Raw genomic sequence first — 1496 nt, 5'->3', positions numbered from 1 at the left:
GCACTTAATAATTTAAATGATATATCGTTAAATAAAAAATATGCAACAATGTTGGGTTATACACAGGAAGAACTTGAATATTATTTTGAAGATTATATAAAAGAAACAGCAAAAGAAATAGGAATAACAGAACATCAATTATTAAAAGAAATGAAAAAATATTACAATGGTTTTTCCTTTGATGGAGAACAATTTGTATATAATCCATTCTCCATATTAAAGTTTTTTGAAGAAAAAAAATTCAGAAATTACTGGTTTGAAAGCGGCTCACCATCATTTCTATCAAAATATATAGAAGACAAAAAAGTAACCTATGAGGATTTAGTAAAAAACACAGTAAGTAACGATGATTTTACAACAAGGGAAATAGAAGATGCAAATGCAAATATATTCTTTACACAAGCAGGATATCTAACATTTAAAGGAATAAAAAGATATGGATTAACAGAAAAATACATATTAGATTATCCAAATCTCGAAGTAAAGAACAGTTTTTCGAAATTAATATTAGAATCAAATTACAAACCAAAAGAAGAAGCATATGAAAGGGTATATGAAATATATGAAAAAATAGAAAGAAATGACATAAAAGGATTAATAGAAAAAATAAAGAAAATAATAAGTGCAATACCGTATAACTTACACAAAAAAGAAGAAAAGTATTATCATTCATTAATATTTACAATAATAGCATCAGCAGGAATAGATGTAAAAGCAGAAGAATTAACAAATTTAGGACGAAGCGATCTTGTAATAGATTTTGATGAAAGGATATATCTTTTTGAAATAAAAGTGGATAAAAGTGCAATTGATGCAATAAACCAGATAAAAGAAAAGAAATATTATGAAAAATACATTGGAAAAGAAATATATATAATAGGAATAAACATCAATTCAGAAAAAAGAAATATTGAAGATTATATTATTGAAAAAATATAACTCCAGCTTTTGCTGGAGTTTTTCCTGAGTTTGACAGTTATTTTTTTCAGAAAAAGAGATAATGCTGAAATATAGCTCTAAATAGCAATTGTTAACTTTTTATTAAAAACAAAAGTGTCACCACACCCCCTAAATTTTATATTTTTCTTTAAATTCATTATAAGATGTTATTATTTTTGGCAATTTTTTTACATTATAAGATTGTTCATAACAGTGAGTTGTGTCAATTACGATTTAGTGACTTTTAAGGATTTTTATGACCTCATTAAGTGTAATATCAAAGATATTGTTAGTTAAATCTTCAATTGTTTTTATATCCAAGTAATCAAGGTTATTTAAGTATGGAACAATATTATCTCCAAATTTTTTGAATAAAAGACTTTTTGCGATTGTTTTTTCGCCTTCGAATTTTCCTTTCTCAATTCCTTTTTCAATTCCTTTTTCAAAGCTTTCCTTTAACGATTCATCTATTGCTTTTACAAAGTTTTCAAACATTCGAAATTCCTCCTCTCCACTTTCAATGTTTATCTCTATATTTTCAATTCTATTCTTTTGAC

At 25.1% G+C, this 1496-nt stretch carries 1 protein-coding gene and 1 pseudogene; one reads left to right on the top strand and one right to left on the bottom strand.

All coding sequences use genetic code 11. From position 1 onward, the window contains the following. The coding region (locus XO12_RS11025) for an AAA family ATPase (RefSeq protein ID WP_175420339.1) at positions 1-939 on the top strand (939 nt) is incomplete at its 5' end. A 234-nt stretch (positions 940-1173) separates the two neighbouring features. Here XO12_RS11025 and XO12_RS11020 read toward each other — a convergent pair. Beyond that, positions 1174-1496 (bottom strand): annotated as a pseudogene (locus XO12_RS11020) (flagellar biosynthesis protein); the annotation flags it as partial.

The organism is Marinitoga sp. 1154, assembly GCF_013363285.1.
Classification (GTDB): Bacteria; Thermotogota; Thermotogae; order Petrotogales; family Petrotogaceae; genus Marinitoga.
The sequence above is the reverse complement of the archived record's forward strand: the minus strand, read 5'-3'. Positions and strand labels throughout refer to the sequence as shown.